The organism is Bradyrhizobium sp. LLZ17 (genome assembly GCF_041200145.1).
In the GTDB taxonomy this organism is placed as follows: domain Bacteria; phylum Pseudomonadota; class Alphaproteobacteria; order Rhizobiales; family Xanthobacteraceae; genus Bradyrhizobium.
This window is the reverse complement of sequence record NZ_CP165734.1, coordinates 39,782-62,681: the sequence shown is the minus strand read 5'-3', so window position 1 is coordinate 62,681 and position 22,900 is coordinate 39,782. Positions and strand designations below refer to the sequence as shown.

18 protein-coding genes and 1 pseudogene are annotated in these 22,900 nt (G+C 58.4%); 1 reads left to right on the top strand and 18 read right to left on the bottom strand.

Annotation, left to right across the window (positions count from 1 at the left end; genetic code table 11):
- Positions 1-2 precede the first annotated feature (2 nt).
- Complete coding sequence (locus AB8Z38_RS00290) at positions 3-1,916, bottom strand: SDR family NAD(P)-dependent oxidoreductase (protein ID WP_369722530.1); 1,914 nt, start codon at positions 1,914-1,916, stop codon at positions 3-5.
- 390 nt (positions 1,917-2,306) lie between these two features.
- Here AB8Z38_RS00290 and AB8Z38_RS00285 point away from each other — a divergent pair.
- Positions 2,307-3,264, top strand: a pseudogene (locus AB8Z38_RS00285) (IS481 family transposase).
- A gap of 366 nt (positions 3,265-3,630) precedes the next feature.
- Here the strand turns inward: AB8Z38_RS00285 and AB8Z38_RS00280 are convergent.
- From AB8Z38_RS00280 to AB8Z38_RS00200, 17 genes are all read right to left on the bottom strand, one after another.
- Entirely contained in the window at positions 3,631-5,103 is a 1,473-nt protein-coding gene (locus tag AB8Z38_RS00280) for an aminotransferase class I/II-fold pyridoxal phosphate-dependent enzyme (protein WP_369722529.1), read from the bottom strand.
- A 10-nt stretch (positions 5,104-5,113) separates the two neighbouring features.
- The gene (locus AB8Z38_RS00275; protein WP_369722527.1) at positions 5,114-5,737 is read right to left on the bottom strand and encodes an acetyltransferase; all 624 of its coding nucleotides are present in this window, start codon (positions 5,735-5,737) and stop codon (positions 5,114-5,116) included.
- On the bottom strand, positions 5,727-6,863 hold the full coding sequence (gene neuC, locus AB8Z38_RS00270) for a UDP-N-acetylglucosamine 2-epimerase (RefSeq protein WP_369722526.1): 1,137 nt from the start codon (positions 6,861-6,863) through the stop codon (positions 5,727-5,729). The genes AB8Z38_RS00275 and neuC overlap by 11 nt, the downstream gene beginning before the upstream one ends.
- Positions 6,860-7,891, bottom strand: a complete 1,032-nt coding sequence (gene neuB / locus AB8Z38_RS00265; protein ID WP_369722524.1) for an N-acetylneuraminate synthase — start codon at positions 7,889-7,891, stop codon at positions 6,860-6,862. Before neuB ends, neuC begins: the two co-directional genes overlap by 4 nt.
- A complete protein-coding gene (locus AB8Z38_RS00260; RefSeq protein WP_369722522.1) occupies positions 7,888-8,589 on the bottom strand; it encodes a cytidylyltransferase domain-containing protein in 702 nt (233 codons plus the stop codon). Before AB8Z38_RS00260 ends, neuB begins: the two co-directional genes overlap by 4 nt.
- 15 nt (positions 8,590-8,604) lie before the next feature.
- The gene (gene hisH / locus AB8Z38_RS00255; RefSeq protein WP_369722521.1) at positions 8,605-9,249 is read right to left on the bottom strand and encodes an imidazole glycerol phosphate synthase subunit HisH; all 645 of its coding nucleotides are present in this window, start codon (positions 9,247-9,249) and stop codon (positions 8,605-8,607) included.
- Positions 9,249-10,010 (bottom strand): imidazole glycerol phosphate synthase subunit HisF, encoded by a 762-nt coding sequence (gene hisF / locus AB8Z38_RS00250; RefSeq protein WP_369722520.1) that lies wholly within the window; start codon positions 10,008-10,010, stop codon positions 9,249-9,251. Before hisF ends, hisH (AB8Z38_RS00255) begins: the two co-directional genes overlap by 1 nt.
- 25 nt (positions 10,011-10,035) lie before the next feature.
- Positions 10,036-11,352: an N-acetyl sugar amidotransferase gene (locus tag AB8Z38_RS00245; protein ID WP_369722519.1), complete on the bottom strand. Its 1,317-nt coding sequence runs from the start codon at positions 11,350-11,352 to the stop codon at positions 10,036-10,038.
- Positions 11,353-11,588: 236 nt separating this feature from the next.
- Positions 11,589-12,800 carry a glycosyltransferase family 4 protein gene (locus AB8Z38_RS00240; RefSeq protein ID WP_369722517.1) on the bottom strand — a complete coding sequence of 404 codons (1,212 nt, stop codon included), beginning with the start codon at positions 12,798-12,800 and terminating at the stop codon, positions 11,589-11,591.
- Between the two features lie 105 nt (positions 12,801-12,905).
- Complete coding sequence (locus tag AB8Z38_RS00235; protein ID WP_369722515.1) at positions 12,906-14,012, bottom strand: N-acetyl sugar amidotransferase; 1,107 nt, start codon at positions 14,010-14,012, stop codon at positions 12,906-12,908.
- 139 nt (positions 14,013-14,151) lie between these two features.
- Complete coding sequence (locus AB8Z38_RS00230; RefSeq protein ID WP_369722514.1) at positions 14,152-14,913, bottom strand: AglZ/HisF2 family acetamidino modification protein; 762 nt, start codon at positions 14,911-14,913, stop codon at positions 14,152-14,154.
- Positions 14,907-15,524: an imidazole glycerol phosphate synthase subunit HisH gene (hisH, locus tag AB8Z38_RS00225; protein ID WP_369722513.1), complete on the bottom strand. Its 618-nt coding sequence runs from the start codon at positions 15,522-15,524 to the stop codon at positions 14,907-14,909. Before hisH (AB8Z38_RS00225) ends, AB8Z38_RS00230 begins: the two co-directional genes overlap by 7 nt.
- Positions 15,521-16,963: a hypothetical protein gene (locus tag AB8Z38_RS00220; protein ID WP_369722511.1), complete on the bottom strand. Its 1,443-nt coding sequence runs from the start codon at positions 16,961-16,963 to the stop codon at positions 15,521-15,523. Before AB8Z38_RS00220 ends, hisH (AB8Z38_RS00225) begins: the two co-directional genes overlap by 4 nt.
- Entirely contained in the window at positions 16,964-17,914 is a 951-nt protein-coding gene (locus AB8Z38_RS00215) for a Gfo/Idh/MocA family protein (RefSeq protein ID WP_369722509.1), read from the bottom strand.
- A gap of 11 nt (positions 17,915-17,925) precedes the next feature.
- Complete coding sequence (locus AB8Z38_RS00210) at positions 17,926-18,939, bottom strand: Gfo/Idh/MocA family protein (protein WP_369722508.1); 1,014 nt, start codon at positions 18,937-18,939, stop codon at positions 17,926-17,928.
- A gap of 399 nt (positions 18,940-19,338) precedes the next feature.
- Positions 19,339-20,406, bottom strand: coding sequence for a phytanoyl-CoA dioxygenase family protein (locus AB8Z38_RS00205; protein WP_369722507.1), 1,068 nt, complete (start codon positions 20,404-20,406; stop codon positions 19,339-19,341).
- A gap of 452 nt (positions 20,407-20,858) precedes the next feature.
- Positions 20,859-22,880 (bottom strand): ABC transporter ATP-binding protein, encoded by a 2,022-nt coding sequence (locus tag AB8Z38_RS00200; RefSeq protein WP_369722506.1) that lies wholly within the window; start codon positions 22,878-22,880, stop codon positions 20,859-20,861.
- Positions 22,881-22,900: the final 20 nt, after the last annotated feature.

The window sequence follows — 22,900 nt, the reverse complement described above, 5'->3', positions numbered from 1 at the left end:
GATCAGGCCGCGGTCGACCCGAATTCGGGGACCGCATCCTTCAGGATGGTCCTGATGGTCGCCCGATCGTCCCGCGCGATCGCCTGCTCGAGCGCCGTGATCCATTTGCGCAGGGTCTGCATCGGCGGCTCGTTCGGCTGCGCGGCCATGATGCCGGCAACGCCGATCTCGCGGGTCGGCTCCTCGGACGCGAACAGGATCTCGTGCAGGCGCTCACCCGGCCGCATGCCGGTGAACACGATCTCGATGTCGTAGCCGGGCTGCAGGCCGGAGAGGCGGATCATGCGCTCGGCGAGATCGACGATCTTCACCGGCTGGCCCATATTGAGCACGTAGACCGAGACGTCCGGACGCTGCGTACCGAGCGCGTGTGTTGCCGCCGTGATGACGAGATCGCAGGCCTCGCGGATCGTCATGAAGTAGCGGACCATGTCGGGATGCGTCACCGTCACCGGGCCGCCGGCGTCGATCTGGGCCTTGAATTTTGGCACCACCGAGCCGTTCGAGGCCAGCACATTGCCGAACCGGACCGAGATCAGCCGCATCGGCGGCCTGGGGCCGCCGTGACCCGCCGCAAGATCGTGGTCGAGCGCCTGGCAATACATCTCGGCGAAGCGCTTGGTCAGGCCGAGCATCGACACCGGCTCGATCGCCTTGTCGGTGGAGATCATCACCATGGCTTCGGCGCCGGCATTGTGCGCGGCATCGGCCACGTTGATCGAGCCGAAGATGTTGGTCTTGACGCCCTCGCTCCAGTCGCGCTCCAGGATCGGCACATGCTTGAGGGCGGCGGCATGAAACACGATATCCGGCTTGAACTCGGCCGTCAGGCGCATGATGCGCTCGCGATCGCGGATGTCGGCGATCCGGCCTTCGATCGCGGCAGCCGCGCCACGCGCCGCGAGCGCCTCGGTGACCGCGTACAGCGCCGGCTCGGAATTTTCCACGATCAGGAGGCGCGCGGCGCCGAAGGCGACGACACGCTCGCAAATCTCGGAGCCGATCGAGCCGCCGCCGCCGGTGACGATCACCGCCTTGCCCTTGATCAGGGCTTCGAGGCGCGCATAGTCGATGGTCTCGCTCGGGCGCAGCAGCAGGTCCTCGACCGCTACGGCCGTCAGCCGCGGCGTATCGCCGCTCTCGAGCGAGGGCATGCGATTGACGATCACCCCGAGCTTGCGCGCCCGCATCAGGATCGATTCCGGATGAGCCTCCGGCTCGAACGCCGACGGCGTCATGACGACTCGTGCGATCGCCTTGTTGCGCTTGGCGAAGTCGGCGATGACGTCCTCGATGTCGTCGATGCCGCCCAGCACCGGCACGTTGCGGATCGACTGGCCGCGATCGGCGTTCGACGGCGACAGCACCCCGACCGGCCAGATGCGCTTGATCGCGCCGCTTTCGATGCCGCGCAGAAGCACCTCGGCGTCCGCGGCACGGCCGATCAGCAGCGTCGGCGCAGCATCCGTGGTCCTGGCACGGCGTCGCACCCGCGTATAGCGGAAGTAGCGATAGGTCATGCGCAAGGCGCTGAGAAAGGAGATCTCAAGGAACCAGTAGAGGACGATCGTGACCTTGCCGAGGAAGAAGGCGCCGCGAACGTTGGGGGCAACGAAGATGTAGTCGAGCGCGAGGAGCGCAACCGTCAGCACGCTCGCGACGCGGATGATGTTCAGCGCGTCCGGCAGCGAGATGAAGCGCCATTTCGTCGTGGTCAGGTTGAAGATGAAGAACACGACCACGCTGAAGGCGAGGAAGTAGGGCAGGATCCGCAACAGCAGCGGCAAGCGGTCGTAGAAGCCCTCACCGCCCTCGAAACGCAGATAAAACGCTACGAACAGCGCCGCCGCGGTCGCCAGCAGGTCGTGGAGCGCGATCAGATAATTGCGCGAGGTAAGATGCGAAAGACGCCTCATCCGCCGACCGATGAATATCCCGTGAGTTGCAACCTGACCGCGCTGATAACCCATCTCGACGGGAGTTGCCAGCACAAGACTTGCCAGCACAAGGCTTGCCAGAAAAAGACTTGCCGGCAAAAGACTTGCCAGCAGGAGACTTGCCAGCCGCGCGGCCTTTCAGGAACCTGCTTCTCCCACCTTCGCCTCGGCCAGCTCGGCCCGGATCACCATCCCGCGTCACGCCAGCGCCGATCACGCTACGAGTCAGAGCCGTCGAGCTAAAGTCATTGATCAACCCGCCTAGCCGTCCCGACCACGGCCTAGGTGTGGTCTGTCAGGAGGTTGTCCATCTGGTCTGAACCGAGGAAGCTGAGGTTGCGAAGCTTCAGTGTTCCGAGGAGAGACCAGATGAACGTCCACAAGAATGCGCCTTTGACGCCCAAAGGTCGAGAGGCGATGGTCCGAAGCGTGGTCGAGGGCGGGCTGACGCAAGCCGCCGCGGCTGACCTGTTCAACATCTCGTCGAAGACGGTTGCCAAATGGGTCAAGCGGTTCCGCGCTGAAGGTGTTGCTGGGTTGCGAGATCGTTCCTCCAAGCCCCATTCATCGCCGAGCCAAACCCCGCCAGCCACGTGTACAGTCGTCGAGGCGTTGCGACGGCAGCGCCACACCGGCAAGCAGATCGCAGCCGAGGTCAAGGTATCACCTGCCACCGTCAGCCGCGTCCTTCGCCGCTTGGGACTCAACCGGATACGCGATCTGGAGCCGGCCGAACCGGAACGCCGCTATGAGCGCGAGACCCCAGGCGAGATCATTCACATCGACATCAAAAAGCTCGGACGTTTCGCGCGTATTGGTCATCGCATCACCGGCGATCCGAGTGGTCCGAACAAGAGCCGCGGCGCTGGTTGGGAGTTCGTCCACGTCTGCATCGACGACCATTCCCGCGTCGCCTTCTCCGAGATCAAGCCCGACGAGACGGCCGACAGCGCTGTTCCCTTTCTTAAGGCAGCTGTGGCGTATTACAAAAGCCTCGGCGTCACCGTCACGCGCGTCATGACCGACAATGGCAGCTGCTACCAGTCCTTTGCCTTCCGCGACGCCTGCCGGGACCTGGGCATTAAGCACATCCGTACCAAACCCTACACGCCGCGAACAAACGGAAAAGCCGAGCGCTTCATCCAGACCGCGCTTCGGGAATGGGCTTACGCCAAAGCCTACCCAACATCAGATCGGCGCGCTCAAGAGCTGCCGATCTGGCTGCATCAATACAACTGGCACCGTCCCCATGGTGGTATGAGACTCACAAATCCCGATCAGCCGACTTGGTTTGACCAGGAACAACCTTTTGAGGCTCCACAACTAGAGGACACCGTCACTGAAACCCTGCTCGGTTGTCATCACCCTCAACAGCAGTTCTAGCTTGCTAGATTGATCGGCGCGCCCCTCAACCAGGACGAAATGACGCTTCGGGCTCAGCAAGGGCATTGACGCGGTTCGTCGTTTGCAGATTGAAGACCCTCGACATGCAAAGAATGCGCCTCCGGTTTTACCAAATAACCAGCGCAATCAGGACTTTGCCCACGGGTAAGTTAAAGGCCTCTCGTCAGAGATTCCCAAAACCAAGGCACTACAAACCACCAAAGTAGGAAAATTCCAAATCTTGTCCGTTCACTATCCTCAGAGAAAAATCACACTCTGATGAGCAATGAAGAACATGCAGGCACAGGCGCTACGCCAGACGTCTGCCAATCTTCAATACAGCATCAGCGACCCTGTCAACCTGTTCCATGGTGAGGTTAGAACCTGATGGAAGGCAAATCCCCCGCTCAAAGATGTCGTCTGAGACGGAGCTATTCCCGTGCGAAAAATACGGACAGTGCGCAAAGACGGGTTGAAGATGCATCGGTTTCCAAACTGGACGTGCCTCAATAAACTCATCTGACAAATGCCGAACAAGTAGCTGGCCAGTAATCCGTGAGTCTGGCACGAGGCATGCTGCCGAAATCCAATGCGTAGATAAACTCCATTCGGGCTCAGGCATAAGTTGGATCCAACTCTCATTCGAGAATGCCTCGGCATAGCGCCGAAATATATTGCGACGCGCTTGAACGCGCTCTTCGAGCACCTTTAGCTGCCCTCGTCCGACGCCGGCAAGAATATTGCTCATGCGATAGTTGTAGCCAATTACACTATGCTGGTAGTGCGGAGCGGGATCACGGGCCTGCGTTGCCAAAAAACGGGCCCGATCAGCCAACTCCTTCTCGGAAGTAACCAGCATACCGCCGCCAGAGGTCGTAATGATCTTGTTGCCATTGAATGAATAGACACCAATTCGTCCAAAAGTGCCGGAATGCCTCCCTCGATATTTGGCACCTAGCGACTCCGCCGCGTCCTCTAACATCGGCACGCCATATCTATCGCAGAGCGCCAGTAGTGGCTCCATATCTGCGCTCTGGCCGTATAGATTGACCACTATGACTACCTTTGGCAGGCGTCCATTCTTGCGCGCACTCTCCAGCGCTCGTTCAAGCGCGATCGGAGACATGTTCCAACTGTTTGGTTCGGAATCGATCAGTACGGGCTCGGCGTTCTGATAAACAATTGGATTTACACTCGCCGCAAAAGTTAGCGAAGAACAGAATACACAATCGCCTGAACCAACGCCCAAGAGCACTAGGGCCAAATGGATCGCGGCGGTGCCTGAACTCAGCGCAACAGCGCTATTCGCCCCCACTAACTCTGCAAGCTCGGCTTCAAAGGCGTCAACGTTCGGACCTAGAGGAGCAATCCAATTTGTACGGAACGCCTCTTCCACGAAATTTCGCTCGGCATCTCCCATGTGCGGGGTCGAGAGCAGTATCTGTTCGTCGATGCCGCGGCGTTCTATGAGATCGACGACCCGGCCCGAAGCATCGACCACTGGAAGATGATCGATCGTGTGTTTCTGCATCAATCCGAGGGCATCTCGTCTGGTCCGGTTTTCCGGCACGACGATCGAGCGGCGCTCCGATACACTCGCGAGAGTCTGGTCGAGCGACGCGCCATCGAGCAGTAGCCTACGCAGATCGCCATCCGTCACCGTCCGCTCGAACTGGCGGTCGCCCTCGACTAGGAGCAGAACGCCGAGACCGCTGCGATCAAGCATGTCGAGCGCTTCGCGCAGGGTGGACTGGCGTGTGATGCAGATTCTCGAAATATCCATGCGACAGCCCTCAGCGGATCTTGCGGGCTGGCACGCCCGCATAGGTCATTCCAGGTGGAACATCGACAGTGACGACGGCACCCGCGCCAATTGTCGCGTCGTCGCCAATCGTGATGCCCGGAAGTATATTCGCTCCCGCGCCAATGAGAACCCGCGATCCGAGCCGCACATTGCCGGCCAGTGTTGCACCTGGCGCAATATGGCAGTGATTGTGAACCACGCATTCATGATCAACGATCGCACCATGGTTGACTATCACCCCTTCACCGATCGTTGCTGCTGGTGCAATGATGGCCCGGGCGGCCACGAACGTACCGTCTGCGATGACGGCGCTTCGAGCGATCGTCGCGATCGGATGGACAATTGTCGACGGTAATCCGCCGAGCACCTTCAGCGCTTCGAATATTCTGGCCCGGACGGCGTTGCCACCGATCGACACATGAAAACGCTGCTCAGTCCTCTTCACGGTCGGATCGAAACGCTCCACGATCGTTCCCAGCACCCTCTTGCCTATCAGGTCGACGGATTCGTCGACTACGCAGATGTCAATCTGTGGTCCGCACGACTGAAGCGCATCCAGCACCACCATACCGTGGCCACCCGCGCCGAGCAGAAGATACCGCTCAATAGACATTGGTCTTCGCCAAAGAAGCGCCGGCAAGATCGATTCCGGCGAGTAGATTGACTATACGTTCGCCGGCCCGGCCGTCGCCATAGACATTGGTCCCGTCGCCCCGCGATGATGAAAGCGCGGTCTCGATTGCACGATCCAGATCGCTGCGATCGGTGGAGCAGTCGAAGACATTGGGGTTGCGTTGACGCAAATTCTGCCGTGATCCGACATTAATAACCGGCGTGCCAAAACTCGCGGCCTCGATGATGCCGGCGCTCGAGTTGCCCGCCATTAGATCCGTCGCGGCCAACCATGACAGGAACTCCTCCCTGGGCAGATTGGTCGCGAGATGAATCTCGCCTGCGGCGGCGCGCGCCTCCAGCATCCACTTCACCCCCGCGCTTCCCGCATCCGAATTGGGTCTTAGCGCGATGACCTGAAGGCCTTTGGCCAGCATCGCATCGACAACGCGCTTGGCGTACTCCTCGGACAGCGCCGTCTCCTGCAGCACCGGGTGGTAGATGAAAAGGCCGATCAGCCCTCGCGGATCGAAACCAATCCGCCGGCAGAGGTCATCACGGCTCGCCAGCGAGATATAGGCGAGGTCGTCCAATCCAGGCGCCCCGACGACCGACACGCGATCGGCCACCTCGCCCATGCGAACCAGCCGCTCCCTGCTTTCGTCAGTGGCCACGAAATGAAAATGGGCAAGCTTCGAGATGGCGTGCCGCACCGGCTCGTCAACAGTGCCGGACCGCTCCCCGCCATGGATATGCGCGACCGGAATGTTGAGATGGATCGCGGCCAGTGCGCCGGCCAACATTTCGCCGCGGTCGCCCAGCACGAGAACGACGTCCGGCTGGATCGCCTCTAGTGCATCGACGAACCCCATGAGCATACGTCCTATATTGCTGGCCATCAGCGCGCCGGATGGCGGCCCTTCCTTGACCGCTATACGGGCCGCGATCGGCAGGCCTGCCTCCTCGATATACCTAAGGGTGAAGCCATGCTCCGCTAGGAGGTGCATACCGGTGACGACAATTGAGAGTTCAAATGCATCTGACTCGTGGATTCGTTGCAGGGTCGACTGCATCAGGCCGAAATCCGCGCGGGCACCCGAGATGTAGCACACTCTGCGCGGTCTCATGCGAGGTCCGACCAGACCAGCGTCTCGCCCGCGGCGATGGCGCGCGCCGATTTCCTGCCGATCACATTCTCTAGGTTGACCGGCGGGATCCCGGTCCCCGGGCGCATCAGGGCGAGGTCTTCTCGCGCAATTGCGACGCCCGCATTGATCGCACGAACCGCGGTGACGCTGCGCCGCACCAGGTCGCGCACCGGCAATTCGGAGGAGGTCGGAGCCTTGATATCGGAACCCAGCGCTTGCTCGATATCGCGGATCTGCCACACCAATGCCGCAAGCTGATCGGGTTCGAGGGAGGCCCTGTGGTCTGGTCCCGGCAACTCGGAATCAAGGGTAAAATGCTTTTCGATCACTCTTGCGCCCAGAGCGACAGCGCCGGTCGAGACCGCCAGACCCAACGTGTGGTCGGAGTAGCCCACCGGCAGGCCGGTGGTTCGCGCCATGGTGTTCATGGCCCGCAGATTGACGTCTGCGCTTTCTGCCGGATAGTTCGAGGTGCAATGAAGAATGGTGACGATGTCGCTCAATGGCTCGGCGAAACCACGGTTTTCCCGCTCCGTGCGGATAATTCCGATGGCGGCGACGACTTCGTCAAGCTCGGCCATCCCGGTTGAAACGATCAGCGGCAACCCCTTAGACGCCATGTGCCGGAGCAGCGGCGCGTTGGTGATTTCGCCTGAAGGGACTTTGATGCGCTTGATGCCGAGAGCGACCAGAAAATCGAGCGACTCGTCATCGAACGCCGTGGACATGAACTCGATACCGAGTTCGGTGCAACGTGCGAAAAGGCGCTGATGTAGACTCTGGGACATTTCAAGAGTCTTGAGCATGCCGTGCTGGTCGCCATCGCCGGTGGCTTGTTTCTGATACTCGGCCTTTTCGGCGCCCTTACGCGCCAGCTTGTCGGCAGAAAACGTCTGGAACTTGACAGCATCGGCACCGCTTTTGGCGGCGGCTTCGACCAGTTTCAGGGCCATTTTTTCGTCGCCGTTATGATTGACGCCGGCCTCGGCGATGATGAAGGTTTTCATGGCGATTTGCCGTGATGTTTTGCCAGGGCCTCGGCGGCAACCCAGTCTGCCTCGGTATCGATATCGACCGCCTCGCAAGGCTGGTCGCAGAGAACCCCGACAGTGCGAGGAGGAAAAAAACTTCCCTGCGCTTCTAGCACAGTCGAGCGGATTAGGTACATGTTGCCGGCGACATGGACCACAGGCGGAAGGTCCTGCGACCGCAAGATGATTTGCTTCCCATCGGCGAAGGGTCGCAATTTGCCGCCCTCCTCCCAATGGAAAGCATGATTCGGATGGGGATTGGCCGGCGTGACGCCGATCACGGCATCGGCGGCGCCGGTATCGATATGGGCGAAAGCATCACTCCAGCGTGACGGCTCGCGGACCGGCGAGGTCGGCTGCAGCAACGCGACCAGATCGAAGCTGTTTCCGCTCTGCCGCTCCCGCGCCAAGACGTCGAGCACGACCGCCGCCGAACTCGCGGTGTCGGATGCAAGATCCACCGGCCGCAGGTATGACACGTCGATCCCTTCGGCCCGGCTGGCATCAGCGATCGCTTCAGAGTCGGTGGAGACGATAATCGTGTCGAACCGCTGCTGCCTTTGGGCAAAGCGGATCGACCAGGCAATCAAGGGAACGCCGAGAAAGCTTTTCGTGTTCTTGCCCGGCAAGCGTTTCGAACCACCGCGAGCCGGAATGATAGCCAGCGTCTTCACGTGCGAACCCCGCTATCACGAGAGGAATTGTTTCAGCATGCGCAACCCCACTGTTCCGCTACGCTCGGGATGGAATTGGGTTGCGGTGACATTGTCGCGTTTGACCATCGCACTGATGCGGTGACCGCCGTAGTCGCAATCGGCAAGCCGGTCATAGTCATTCGCCGGCTGGGCGGCAAACGAATGGACAAAGTAGACTGCAGGGCCTTCATTGCCAAAGGGCTCAAGCAAGGTTTTTTCCCAGCTGCGGCCTGCCTGCGGCTCGATCAGATGATTCCAGCCGATATGCGGTACGCGCTGCGAGACGCCATCGGTGTTGGTGTTGGGAATCATCCGCACGCGTCCGGGCAGAATACCGAGGCCAGGCGTTTCGCCGAATTCCTCGCTCACATCGAACAGAATCTGCATGCCGACGCAGATGCCTAGCATCGGACGCCCGGACCTGACGAATTGGTGGATGGCTTCGCCGTGGCCAAGACGGTTGACCGCTCGCATGCATTCGGAAAACGCACCGACCCCGGGAACCACCAGCCGTTCGGCCGCCACGGCATCCTTCGGGTCTTCGGTGACATGGACGTCGGCGCCCGCGTGCTCCAGCGCGCGGGCAACATTCAGCATGTTGCACATGCCGTAGTCGAGCAATGTGATCTTCGTGCCCATTAAACCTGCCTGACAGCCAATCCGGCCTTCAGCGCGGCAGCCCGGATCTCTCCCAATTGCACGCGCTTATAGTGCAAGGTGTCGGCCATAGAAATCGCGTCGGGCCGGGCCGATTCGGCCACCTTCAGGAAGTCCTGGATGCTCCCCATACCACCGCTGGCGATGACAGGAACCGTTGCGAGCTTGCTGACCTGGCTAACCAAATCGATGTCGAACCCCTTTCGGGTGCCTTCCCTGTCAACCGAGGTCAACAGAATCTCGCCGGCCCCCATTTCCACGCCGCGCCGGACCCATTGCATGACGTCCAATCCCGTCCGTTCCCTTCCATTGTCGGTGTAGGCCTCCCATTTGCCCTGGCCGACCTGCTTGGCCTCAATCGACAAAACCATGGCCTGGGAGCCAAAATGGCGCGCAACTTCACCGATGAGCTCTGGACGGGCGATGGCGGCCGTGTTGATGGCAACCTTGTCGGCCCCCGACCTCAGGATGTGCCTGGCATCATCGACCGAGCGAATCCCACCCCCGACGGTTATGGGAATGAAAACCTGGTCAGCGGCCCGCCGGATGATGTCGCTCAGGTTGTTCCGCCCGTAAAGGCTGGCGACAATGTCCATGTAGACCAGTTCGTCGGCGCCGGCGCGGTAATAGTCAAGCGCGAACTCCTGCGGGTCTCCCATGACCCGCAGACCCTCGAGCTGGACACCCTTGATGAGGTTTTTCCCCTTGATGTCCAGCCGAGGAATGATTCTGAGGTTGCTCACGTCGGATGACCTGCCAGACCTGACCCTACTCTTCCCACACCGCATGACGCAATTGCCAGTTGTTGCCGACCCACTTCCACAGATTGGGGGAGCGAAAACTGTCGGCAAGGCGAGCAAAATACTGCTCGGTCATGATCGGGCTCTCGAACATCTTACTCGCCTCCGGGAACTCCTTTTCGGGAATGCTCAGATAGCGGAAGATCTCGTCGGCAAAGCGTGACGGGTATTCGTGATCGAAGCGCTTGACTAGCGCGACGCCCTCCTCGCGATTGATGTCGCCGGATCGAATTTCCTGCGAGGCGTCGTAGCTCGCACGACCGATGCCGAACTTGACCCCGGTGGTGTAGTAGTGGAAGTCATCGATGCGATCGTCGATGCTGTTGTACTTGCTGTAGGTACCCGGCGTTCGCTCCGGCGAAGCTTGAAACCCGCCGTGCTCGACCGCGTAGTAGTAACAGCTCTGCGGATGCCATTTCAAATAATAGCCGAGATAATGCACCTCGACCTTCTGCCGCTCGATCTCGTTGGGATCGGCGGGCAGATAGGGCAGCAAGTCCTGATGCTCCACCCCGAACTGGTTCTTCAGGTCGGAGATCGAAACGCCGCCGAGATAGATTTTCGATTGGTCATCAGAGGTGAAGTAGGACCAGTCGCGCTTGGCAGTATCAGTATCGCCGATCGGATTGCCGTATTCGGCTTCGTTCTCGCCGTAGATCACCAGAGGTATTTTGTGCAGGAGCGCCATCTTGGGCGCCAGCGACTTCTGTCCAAACATGAACGCCTGGAACGGGTGGAACAAGAGATCGACTGCGAGCCGAGTCAGCAGCCGATGCACGCGTCCGTTGGGTGTCATCAACATGTTGTCGTGGCCGGCGTGTATCCAGCTCTGGAAGTTCTTCCAACCCCAGTCGGTATAGATGTGCGGCGCCCAGGTGACCGTGAGCGGGTGCATGCCGTATTTGTTGCGTAGGATGTGGGAGGCATAAAAGCTGTCCTTGCCTCCCGATCCCGGCAGGATGCAATCATACTTGCCGTCGCGGCTGCGATGTTGGTCGAGCAGGTCGCGCAACTGGCTTTCCCGCTCGTCCCAATCGATGGTCGCGTTCTTCTTCTCGGCAAAGCGGCAGGCGTCGCAGATGCCTTCGGCGTCAAAAAAGATGGTCTTCTTCTGCGTTTCCTTGGTGTGGGCGTACTCGACCGCCGAATTCGGCCGCTGGTTCGAAATGACACAACGCTTGCAGAACACCACCTTCTTTGGAAGGCCGAACCGGGTGCTCAGATTAGTGGCGTCCGGCGCAAAGAGCGACTTGTCTACGTTTTGGGGGGCCTGAATCTTGTCCATGCGGGAACCTCTAACTCGCCAGCGTCGAAGCCGTCTGTCCGCAGCCAACAACCATCCGGTCGCAAGCTCCACCAGATTTCGGGATTGAGCGGCTTCTTAAGCCATTGGAGACGGAAAAACCAATGATTATTGCGGAGCAAAATAGCCGATTTTGCTCAATGATCTAGGGCTTTAGCTGGTTTTTCCACGGGCAGGCGTGAGAAGCGGGACCGCAGCGCTGGCTTTGCAACCCGCCTTTAGGCGCGAGACGCCCCGGTCACCCGCTTGTAGACATCTAGGAGCTTGGCAGCGTTCTTGACGGCCTGGAAATTGGATACCGCCATCTGATAGGCCGCCTCGCCCATCCGCGCCGCCAGCGCCCGGTCGGACGCGACCTTGGCGATGGCATCCGCCAAGGCCTCGGCATCATGCGGCGGAACCGCCAACCCGGTCACGCCATGGACCAACGTGTCCGCCAGCGGCTTCCTGACCGCGGCGATGCTGGGAACCCCGAGAAACGCGGCCTCGAAGATCGGGCGGCCAGGCGCGTCATAGTGCGAAGGAAAGCATAGAACGTCCATGCAGGCATAGGCCTGCGCAATGTTTGCCATAAAGCCAACCATGTGAACGCGATCGGCCAACCCATACTCCTCGATCTTGGCCTTTACCTCGGTGCCCACGTCCTGTCCGATCCCCAGCCGGTTCAGAATACGGGCCATCAACGAATCGGAGCCGCTCGCATCACCACCGACGATGAGAAATTCGAGATTGAGGCCGCGATCCCGCGTCAGTCGCGCGGCCTCAATCAGTTCGAAAATGCCTTTCACACGCAATAGATTGCCGACGAATCCAACCTTGAATGCTTCCGGCCTCAACTTGAGCTGGTATGCCAGCGTGGCGGCCGACTTCTCGGGAGGATCCAGCGACAGCGAATTGTGAATGACATCGACCTGCAGGTCCGGCGGCAGACTGGCTCGCACATTTTCGTCGATGGCAATGACGGCGCTGGCCCGGTCACGTAACATTCGTGAGATCCAGCTGGTTCGAAGCGATTTCCGGTCATCCCTGACCACCGAACGAACGTGCACGACGACCGGCACCTCAAACAGGCACCTGGCAAGCAACCACGGCAGCAAGCCGGTTATCTCATTGATGTGGATCAGATCGACGGATTTCCATTGACGGCGGGCCCGCAGCAGCCCCGCGATCGTCGACGGAACGAAAGCGATCTCGCGAAGCAGAACCAGCCAGCGCAGTCCGCGATAGTAACCGTACCGCGTGTTGTCGAACTGGCTGATCCCGGCCGTCTCGATCATTTCCCCGAGTCTGGATAGGAAGGCATGAATGCTGCCTCTTGGCGCGACGAACACCGGTTCAACGGCGCCCGCTGGCAACGCGCGCACGACCTCGTAAAGGCTGCGACAACCACCGGCAAAAGCTCCTGTCATATGGATATAGAGGACTCTCATGACACGATTTTCGCCAACGCCAGCCCACGCGCAGATCGCCAACGGTGCGGGAGCCGACCAACGCAGCGTTTTGCGAACCCAAGCTGGTTCTGAAAGTCTTTCACGCTACCCGATCAGCCGCCGCGACGAATTCACAAGTCGTTTCGCAAAGGCAAACACATTGCGGTTGTTTTTATAGTCCAGAAACGTCTTACGTGGCAGGCTCATGATTTCTTCGAACTGCTGCCCATCCAGATTGAGCTTCTTGATGACGTATTGACGGTCCTCCTCCAGAAGATTGGCGGGATAAACCGGCGCTTTCATTGCATCGAGCGCGTCGGGCCGTGTCATCTGGCCGGACAGGACGAGATTCGAATAGTGCGCCTTGCGCTTGTCAATGTCGAACTTACGCGGCAGCAAATAAGCCTGGTAAAAGCGGGTGTAGATCGATTCATAGTGCTTGCCGCCGTAATACACCCAGCCGAGTTCGTTCTTGAGGATGTCCATCGCCTGGTTCTTGTTGTAGTCGATGAAATTGAGCACCGACACCATGCGGATGCGGCGAAGAAATACGTAGTAAAACAAATGTAGCAAAGAGAAATGAGGATAGGTTGAAAGCCTCGCCGAACCAAAACGGCGGTGAACATCCTTCACGTAGGACCAGTCGAAATATCCGTACCCCCATTTCTCCGGAAGGATCGCTTCGGAGATCACGTTGGTGCCGGTGATGACATGCTTCAGCCCCTGCTTCGCGGCGATCTTATACAACAGCGCGAAAATCGCATGATCTGTTGGCACCTCGCCGTCGGGCGTCGACGCCTTAAGAAATGAAATCTGCAAATTCTGAAACTCTTCCCAATCGATGACATGGGTATAGAGATCGATGCCAAGCTTGTTGAGAGTCTTCTCGATATTGGCGACGGCAAGTTCGGAATTCCAGCCATTGTCAAGATGGACCGCCAGCGGGCGCAATCCCAGATCCTTCACTACCCACGCCACATAGGTGCTGTCCACGCCTCCACTCACCCCAATAACGCAGTCGTAAGGCTTTCCTTCTCCCGCCCTTTTCACTTCGGCAACCAGTTGCGCGAGACGCTCCTGGCGCTGTCCCGCCGGAATGATCCGCTGACGGGCGACCTCCTCATAGCGGTGGCAATGATTACAGACACCCGCCGCATCGAAAGAGATGTCCGGATCGGTCGTATCCATGATGCATCTCGTGCAGACTGTCACTCTCTAGGTCCTCTTGAACACATGGCCGGACTTCATTGCGGCGCACCCTGCTTAAAGCAAATCCGGCACTTCGAGAAATACCGATTTGGACTATCTGGAGGAGCTCGAACTCATCGCGGCAATCTTGCGCGCGTCCCTTTCAACTGAGGACCGCGGAGAGTTCGGCATGCGAGGGATAGGTGATGAGCACGGCGCGGTGGGGGCCGTGAAACACAAACATCGCTCCCGCAGCCACCGCCGCGGCGCCGCCATGTTTCGACGCAACGCCGAAATCGGCGATCGTGCCCGCGCCGCCGGAAGCTATGACGGGAATGCTCACCGCCGAAGCGACCTTAGACACCAGCTCGATGTCGTAACCTTTCATTGTGCCGTCGCGATCGATCGCGGTCAGGAGAATTTCGCCGGCACCAAGATCCGCCATCATCCTGGCGTACGCAGCCGGCTCGTGCCCCGTAGACCTGGTGCCGCTGTCGCCATAAACCTCGTAGCGGCCCAGCAGCTTGCGTTTGACATCAATCGAAACGACGATCGCCTGACTGCCGAATTCATCCGCTGTTGCGCGCACGATTTGCGGATCGGCCAGCGCGGCAGCATTGATGACAACTTTCTCGACACCTAACCCCAATATTCTTCGCACCTGCTCGACGGAGCTTATTCCTCCGCCATAAGCGACCGGCATGAAACATTCGCTGGCGATGCTTTCGATGGTGCTGAATGCGGGTCCCCTGCCGGTGCGCGAGGCCGCAATATCGAGCAGGACGAGTTCGTCGACTTCCTTTTCGTTGAATATCCTGATCGCATTGATCGGATCCCCAACGTAGACCGGACTCTTGAACGCGGTTGTCTTCACAAGTCCGGCACCACGCAGCAGCAGCGCGGGAATGACGCGGGTCTTCAGCATCGCTCTACAAAATTCCTGAGGAATGCCATTCCGAACCGGTGGCTCTTTTCCGGGTGAAACTGAGCACCGAACAAGTTACCCCGCGCGAATGCCGCGGTGAATGTACCGGCGCCATACGACACTCCGAGCAGGACGTCGTCCACCACCTTGCACTTCACATGATACGAATGGGCAAAATAGAACCGCGTCTCGGCCGGGAAATTCGCGGTGAGTGCGGACGCCTTGGCCGGAACGACTTCGTTCCAGCCCATATGCGGGACCTTGAGACCGGGATCCGCCTTCTGATCGAACCGGACGGCTTCTGCCTCGATCCAGCCGAGACCGGACAGCACTCCCTCCTCACTGCGCTCTGTCATCAATTGCATCCCGAGGCAGACTCCGAGGGTTGGAATCCTGTCGACAAGCGCCTTTTGATTCAGCACCGGGATCATGCCGGATGCGCGCAATTTGCCCATGCCCGCATCGAAGGAACCGACCCCGGGCACAATGATCTTGGTGGCCCCGTCAAGATCATTTGGCGATGCCGCAATCCTGGACGGTGCACCGATCTTCTTGAGCATGTTTTGCATCGATCCGAGGTTGCTGGTCCCATAATCGATGATCGTAATCACTTGACCTTCTCCATATCGCGGCATTCGGAAAGAAGCGCCCGTATATTGTCAATATGGCCCCCACGGAAATATTGATCCGAAATGCTGTCCGATATGGGGGGCCAGGAACGCTTCTTCACCATCATGGCCAACGCAGAGGGATTGTCCACCAGAGCGGCGTTGTTGCGCCTCGCAAGGTCAAGCACCAGCTCGTGTCCGGGTAACGCCAGAATACCGGTTGGCGTGCCGATGCCAAGCGCTTCGTAATGGCACGCGGAGGAAACGCTTAGATGCAGGTCGGACATGGCAATCATCTCGAACGTGTCCGGCCTGGAATTCCCAGGCCACAGCTTTACCCGCTCATCGTCGGAAAATCTGTCGTAGTGGTTTGTACCGATCTCATAGCCCGGATGCAGCCGGATATTGAATAGCAGGGCTCCCGAATACAGTTTCAGGAACGCTGCTATAAAATCAGCCACTTGCTCCGCGCCGGTTCCCTGTGAGGTCAGTGTCACTACGGGGCGGTCCGGATCGGTCGAGAACTGACGCAAGCGCAAGGCCCGCGCAGACTCTATCCACGAAGCGCCCACCTCGCGAATCCGGCCAAGCCGGCCCAGCGCCGAATCCTTCAACAGGTCGCCCCACCACGAGCCGTAGACTGTCAGGATATCCGGCAGTAGCATCGAGTCTCGATCGAATTCGAGCGCTGCGGCCGGAAGTGAATCCGGATGGTTTTCGCTAAAAATGCCGTGTTGCATTTCGACAAAGGGAATGCCCAGCGCGCGCGCAGCCAGAAAGAGCGCGAACTGTCCGGAGTTCGGTATCATGACGCACCCAGGCCGGAGCCGGCGTAGAACAATGCGATAGAGCCAGCTTCGCCAGATCAGAACGCTGTATTTGCGACGAATTCGTTCTGCCGTGAATTCGGAGAGACCGAGATCGTTGGCGATGATTTGTGACAACGCCTGGAATACATCATCATGGCCGCGGATGCCGAAGATGCGCCCCAGAACGGCGCTCAACGCCACCACGGAGGTGTCGTTGAAAACCGGCTGACGAAATGCGTGCCTGGCATGCTGCTCAAATCCGGGCGCGTCGACATACAGCATCTTTTCGCCACCACCGATGGCATCGATGATCGGATCAAAGTAGATGTCGTGCCATCCACGCTGATCGAACGTGCGCAGGGCCGAACTCATGGTGGCTCCGAGATATTGAGTGCCGCCCGGCGCCACGAAAAGCTGTCTGGCGGCGGAAAACATACTCGCCAATATTTCGCGTTTCGAAGCCATCGGGCGCGAGAGCCCGAGATTTTGCATGGTAAACGAAATCTCGAACCGAAGAATCCGCCAGAGCGACATCCCGCCGATCGTCAGCTCAAATACCCGATGACGCCGCTCAAACTCCTCCAGAACGGCATTGACTTCAGCTTCCGATCGGGGTGACGGGAATGACGCCATTCACGTCAGGCCAAAGATATCCGCGACCAGCTTCATGGAGTGCCAAGAATCTCCAATGGTGGCCAGATTGGCCGGTTCGCCGCGCGTCGCCGCTATGGCCTGCACCGCCTGATAACGCAGTCCGGGCTTGTAGGCGGTGTCGTCGGCATCGATATCCGGCGCGGTGACGGCCCGGGTACCTCGCAGCTGCACGGAAACCCGCTCCACCGGCCGCAGTTCGATGCGCTGCTCAGGCGTGTTGACGGTGACGATCCAGGGCCCGGGACCGTCCCAGATTCCTTCATAAAGCCCGACGTCGCCGCTGCTGAAGTTGATCTTCGCCAAGACCAGCCCGGGCCGTTCCGGCTTCCAGGGCACGATCGGCTCGACGCTTGCGACTTCGCCGCGGCCAAGAACACGGAAGTAGTCGATCAGGTGGATCGAGTTGGCGAACATGTAGTTCCGCGCCACGAGTTCGGGCTGCTTGTTCACCAGGATCGCGGATTGCTGGTCCTGCTGATCGATGACCTTGATGAACCTTTCCGAGGAGCTACCCTTGAGCAGCTCCAACGCCTGCCGCGTGCTGGAATAGGCCCTGCGATTGAAGGCCACGAATGCCCGCCGCCCGTTGCGATCGGCCGCGTCCCGGATGCGGGTGGCATCGGCAAGATCGTAGCCGGCGGGCTTCTCGAGCAACACGGTCCATGGATGCTCGAAACAGGCAGCGGCGACTTCCGCCATCGAAAGCTCGATGACGGTCACGACGACGAGGTCCGCTTGCGTCTTGCTGTACAGGTCGGAAACGGACTCGTAGACCTTGGTGCCATGGACGGCCGCGAGCTTTTCGGCGCGCTCGCGGGTACGGCTGTAGACACCGACGATAATCACGTCGGGCAGACTGGCGAAGGCCCGCATGTGCTCTTCGGCCATATAGCCCGCGCCGACGAAGGCGACTTTCAATCCGCAAGCCAAATCCTATCTCCTCACGCCCACATGAATTTACGTTCGATCGGCAATCCATGTCCGAGAGCGACCGTGCGGCCGGCGTTTTCACCTGAAAGGTTTGCCGCTACCAGCACACCGACTGCATGCCGCCCGTTCTGGCCGGTGGGGTATACCCCACCCGAAAGCATCGCGCGCCAAAGGTCTTCTGTCGGCTTGGTCACGTCGGCCTGGGCGATCTTTCGTTGAAATTCGGTCGCCGGCATCCCGTACCTGGTTGTCGGGAGGTCCCGGTATTCGGGCAATCGATGAATGCCACGAACGTGTCCAGCCAGTTCGTCGACGAGGATCTGCCCGTTGCGGCATCCGTAAATAACCTCGATGCCGTGCCCGAGATCGGCCCCGAGTTCAATCATCAACCGTATGCCGGAGGCCGTGATGCCGCGCAGCTGGCCCGATCGATCAACGTATTGCGGACCTCTGGGATTGGGCACGTTGTTCGGGTCGAACCAGCAGGAGATTTCAGCCACCTCTTCGTCGGTTAGGTAGCGAAATGCCTCGAAGTAATGACAACCATTCATGGCGAGACCGAAATTGCTTGCGGTGACGACCATGGACCGCAATCCACCGAATTCCGGCGTCTCTGTAAGCGCCTTGATATCCGTGTATTGCTCCATGAATCGCATCTGGTGATTAACCGCCAGCCTTGCCCCGGCCGCGCGGCACGCAGCGATCATGCGGTCACACTCTTCCAACGAGGACGCCATCGGCTTCTCGCACAGGATATAGCGCACGCCGGCGCCAGCAGCCGCACAAACGAATTCACAATGGCTGGGCGCCGTTGTCGAAATCACCACGGCATCAGGTCGCATCGATTTCAGCATGCGGACCGCATCGTCAAACGCCAATGCCTTGTCTACATGGCATTCGGTCATCGTCGTCGCAAGCGCGTCCACCGACACGTCGAAAATGCCGGCAAGCTCAAATCCGGCATTGCGGGCAGCGATAATATGCCGGCGCCCCATGCGTCCGACACCGATCACACAAAGCTTCATCCAAGTCTCCAATGGCAGCGCATACCTTACCCTGACTAGATCAAAGCTGGCTGCCGAACATTCATGATTTCGGCCTGTTGCTACGACGATTATGCCTTCCAAGCAACGACGCCAGGTCATCCCCAGTCCGCTTTCGGATGAGCCGGCCAACTCCAACGCCATTTCAATTTAGTAGAATTAAGTAGGCGAGACCGATCTAAACTCTCGGCTCCTGGCATGCAAGCGCCACTCTCGCGGGACCAGGTTCGGTGGCTTCATCTCGCTATCGCTCCAAAAATGATCGCGATTAGTTGCAATTGAGGCGGCTGATCTGCGCCTAGTCTGAATCACTTCGTTGTAAGCTGGCCGCGAGAATCCGATCAAGTCAGAACTAAGACGCCTATGCTTAGTTCTAATCAGTCAGGATTTCGCTGACCAGGGGAAGCGACCAGCAAACGGGCTGGTTAGCGTCCGCATTCCCTCACTGAACTTGTACGCCAAACGAGAAAGGCTTTCGGCAAATTGCCGTTCATACTGGGCCATTTTGAAAATGTTCGCTGGAGCATTCTCGGCTCGGTGTCCTCGAACGCGTTGAAGGATCGTATTCGGCGTCTCAGATGATGGCGCGGGCGACGCTAGACTCGCAGCCTTCCGTACCAACGGAGGAAGCTTCGCGAGTGTCTCTTCGTCGGGAGGCACCACTTTATCAGGAAATGGTTCATCGGCCGGAAAAGCGCCGATCATGAATTTGATGCCGGCACGCCCGTTCATGTTCGGTTCGCGGCCATGCCAGACGTCATTGATAAAGAAATAAAAGTCCCCCTGTTTGCCATACGCGCCAGTCGCCCGACCATTGATGCGACGGCCGAGCATTCTGTTCGCGATATTGAAACGAAGGAAAAAGTCCAGGCCCCCCCTTCCCTCTTTGGTTTTGAAAGGAGGGCCGAACAAACAATTCCAACGTGGACAATACGGAAAGTAGTGGGAGCCTGGAACGAGGGACGTCGCACCATTTTCGGGGCCCGGGATATCTTCCAAGAAGAGAGCGATACCGAACTCTCCTGGGCTGTCGCGATGCCACTCGTGCGGGTTAGGAGAGATCCCGATCATTGGTCTCGGATCGGGCTCACCTGTCATCCTTTGAACGTTATAGCCCCGAAACTTGATATTCTCCCCGGCCAATTGCTTCAACACTCCCGACGACAGCGGGTCGGACAAAACTTGCTCCACCAAGAGATCGAGGGCGGGGCTCTTCGCGTAGGCGTCCAGCAAAATCTGGGTCGGCTTGGTGAGAATTGAAATGCCGGCGTCACCCGTGAACCAAGCGGCTTCCACTCCCCCGTCCTGCCTCTCCCGAATGTCCCTGTCCAACCAAGCCTGTATTTCGGCGCGTGCCTTATCCACGAGTTGTGGTTCCAGGCTATTCTTAAAAACGTAAAATCCGTTGCGCTCAATCTCGGACGAAATATCTGAAATCTGCTGCAACATTGTTCGCGACTCCCATCCGACGCGCCATTCTGGTTGCCAACCAAGCTATCACACCCCGGTATTTACGACAGGCGGTGCAGACGCTGTAGTAGAACCAGCAACGATTTTCTAGCAAGCTCATTGGTATAACAGATTCTAGCAAGCTCATTGGTATAACAGATACGCCCTATGTATCTACAGTTCCATCTTTTTTTGCCCGAAGCCGTCGCGTAGAAGTCACTCCCCCGCTTGCGGTTCCGACAATTCCAGCGCCAATCAGAGAACCGCCCTGGCAGTCGATCGTCAACGATCCCCACCATGGGGCATCACCTCGCGCTGGCGCTCGGTCAAGATCGGCTGCAAAGATCGAATCGCTTGAGAGTAGAACGGGATTGGTCCGAAAACGGCCCGTACTTGCAAGGACAGCGGTCTCAAAACTCCAACGTCCCGACTAATGGCTGGATACCGGAGCATCAGCTTTCTTCGTCTTCCACAAGGTCCAATGACTGGGACTCGATCATGTTCCAGTACCTTCCGCGCCGGGCTATTAGCTCATTGTGAGAGCCGACTTCGACAACATGTCCACGGTCGATCAGCATTATGGTGTCCGCCCGCCTCACGGTGGATAGACGGTGGGCAATAACAATCATGGTTTTGCGGCGCGACAGTGCCAGCAGCTGCTTCTGGATCGTTCTTTCGGTCAGCGTATCGAGCGCGCTCGTCGCTTCGTCAAGTATCATGACATCGGGATCACGAAGAAAGGCGCGCGCGAGCGCAATACGCTGGCGTTGCCCGCCGGAAAGATGAGACCCTCTGTCACCCATCACCGTCTCGTAACCGTCGGGCAGACTCTCGATCCATTCATCGATTGCAGCCAGCCTGGCTGCAGAACGCATCTGGTCCAGTGAAACTTCATTCCGGAGACCAAAGCAAAGGTTTGCCCTGATTGTGTCATCCATGACCACGATGTCCTGAGTAACGACGCCAAGGCGCCGCCACCAGGAAGCGATCTCGATATCCTTAAGACTTGCGCCGTCCACATACACGGTACCGGAGTTGGGGGCGTACAAGCGAGTTATCAAATTAATAATGGTCGACTTTCCCGCACCAGAAGGGCCAACAATAGCGACCATGTGACCTCTTGGTACAACGAAACTGACTTTGTCGAGAACGTTCGGCCTGCCTTCCTCGTAGGCGAAGCATACATCTTCAAATCGAATTTCATTCGTGAAGTTGTCTACACGAATGTGTCCATCCCGCTCTCTGGCTGCTTCGGCTTTTTCAAGAAACGCATCAAATTCCCTGAATGCGTCTAGATGAATGATGATGTTGTTTCGAGAAATGTTGATGATGCTGAGTGGGGGCAGAATTCGAAACAGCAGGATAAAGAAAATCACGAGAACCCCAACCGCCTGCCCCACGACATCAGGATCCAAAGTGCCGGCAAGCATCACGATGACGCAAATCAGAATGCCACCAACCGTGCTGAAAAATGGCACCGTCATGTTTTCGACGGCAACGGTCTTGTCGCGCGCACGCTCCAGGTCCTTCAGCGAAGCCTTCAAATCGCGCTGAACGTCCTGAGTGGCGCCGGCTAGGCGAATTAATCTTCCGCCGTAGAGCGTTTCATAAAAAAGCTGGCCAAACTGCAAGTTCGCCTGCGACACTTCCAGGCCAACGCTGTGAACCAGCTTTGTCGTCATAGCCCTAAAAACAAGCGAGACGAGAACCACGTACACGAACGCAACAAGAAATAGAAGCGGTGCCACGAAGCTCAACACGGCAATGTAACTGAACAAGACGGCGACGTTCGCGGCAAGAGTAGCAAAGAATCTCAGGGCGATCCCGATGCGGGCCGGCTGATTGACCGTGATATTTGATATCTCGCCCGCGCCGATCGTATCGACAAACTTCATGCTTGTTTTAATAAACGCAGAATACGCCCGAAACCGAAGATGAAGATCGATCCGGTGCGGGATGGCATATCCCACGAACTCCTGGGCGAATTGCAACGCCCCTCTCAGCAGGACAACGACCAACATAAGAGCGCCAGCCCAGAGCAGCCGTCGGTCAACGGGGAGATCATTAAAAAGGACGGACATCCGACCCAACAGAGGAACGTTGGCAAAGACATTCGTGTTACCCATCGTTTGCAACAACGGCACCAGAAGGAAGACACCAAAGCTCTCTGTCACGGTGCCGAATACCGCGAGGCCCACGAATAACCACAGTAATTTCCGGTGGCTTTGGCTGTAGCGCCAAGCCAGCGAAAAAACGGCCTTGTAACCTTTGATTTTACGCCCAAACATGGCAACCAACAGCGTGCTCCAGTGATGCTTCGTCAGCACAGCAAGCGTTTCTCGATTCTCCTGCTCCCAACCCGCTGAGATTTGGACCACCCGGCGTTTCAGGTCAACCATTGTCGAATCGACCTTGTTACCCTGAATCAACAGGGTGGCTCTCGCCACCCAAGGCGGCTTGGCGACAACCTTCAACTCCACTGTGGCTTAACGTT

Bases quoted from the DNA above. Each gene is read 5' to 3' on its own strand.
- AB8Z38_RS00280 (WP_369722529.1), bottom strand. From the start codon at position 5,103: ATGGATATTTCGAGAATCTGCATCACACGCCAGTCCACCCTGCGCGAA.
- AB8Z38_RS00220 (WP_369722511.1), bottom strand. From the start codon at position 16,963: ATGGCGTCATTCCCGTCACCCCGATCGGAAGCTGAAGTCAATGCCGTT.
- AB8Z38_RS00275 (WP_369722527.1), bottom strand. From the start codon at position 5,737: ATGTCTATTGAGCGGTATCTTCTGCTCGGCGCGGGTGGCCACGGTATG.
- AB8Z38_RS00290 (WP_369722530.1), bottom strand. From the start codon at position 1,916: ATGAGGCGTCTTTCGCATCTTACCTCGCGCAATTATCTGATCGCGCTC.
- AB8Z38_RS00230 (WP_369722514.1), bottom strand. From the start codon at position 14,913: ATGCTGAAGACCCGCGTCATTCCCGCGCTGCTGCTGCGTGGTGCCGGA.
- neuC (WP_369722526.1), bottom strand. From the start codon at position 6,863: ATGAGACCGCGCAGAGTGTGCTACATCTCGGGTGCCCGCGCGGATTTC.
- AB8Z38_RS00210 (WP_369722508.1), bottom strand. From the start codon at position 18,939: ATGAAGCTTTGTGTGATCGGTGTCGGACGCATGGGGCGCCGGCATATT.
- AB8Z38_RS00205 (WP_369722507.1), bottom strand. From the start codon at position 20,406: ATGTTGCAGCAGATTTCAGATATTTCGTCCGAGATTGAGCGCAACGGA.
- AB8Z38_RS00245 (WP_369722519.1), bottom strand. From the start codon at position 11,352: ATGGACAAGATTCAGGCCCCCCAAAACGTAGACAAGTCGCTCTTTGCG.
- hisH (WP_369722521.1), bottom strand. From the start codon at position 9,249: ATGGGCACGAAGATCACATTGCTCGACTACGGCATGTGCAACATGCTG.
- neuB (WP_369722524.1), bottom strand. From the start codon at position 7,891: ATGAAAACCTTCATCATCGCCGAGGCCGGCGTCAATCATAACGGCGAC.
- AB8Z38_RS00240 (WP_369722517.1), bottom strand. From the start codon at position 12,800: ATGAGAGTCCTCTATATCCATATGACAGGAGCTTTTGCCGGTGGTTGT.